The organism is Isoptericola sp. NPDC056573 (assembly GCF_042793335.1).
Lineage (GTDB): Bacteria > Actinomycetota > Actinomycetes > Actinomycetales > Cellulomonadaceae > Isoptericola.
Map to the genome: position 1 here is coordinate 1 of NZ_JBHTUY010000032.1, position 264 is coordinate 264.

1 rRNA gene is annotated in these 264 nt (G+C 40.2%); it reads right to left on the reverse strand.

The features are described from left to right. Positions 1-195: ribosomal RNA gene (locus ACFQ8E_RS21970) — 23S ribosomal RNA — on the reverse strand; the annotation flags it as partial. Positions 196-264 lie beyond the last annotated feature (69 nt).

Consider the following 264-nt stretch of genomic DNA (forward strand, 5'->3'; position numbering starts at 1 on the left):
AGTTCACTGGGTCTGTATTAATTAACCTATGTTTACTGGTAAGGATACCATACCATTACGTATGGTGGGTTTCCCCATTCGGAAATCTTCGGATCAAAGCTTACTTACAGCTCCCCGAAGCATATCGGCGTTAGTCCCGTCCTTCATCGACTCCTAGTGTCAAGGCATCCACCGTGCGCCCTTTCTAACTTAACCAAACTAAAATTAAAAAAATATGAGCTACACTGTTATCTAGTTTTCAAAGAACATACATTTATATATGAG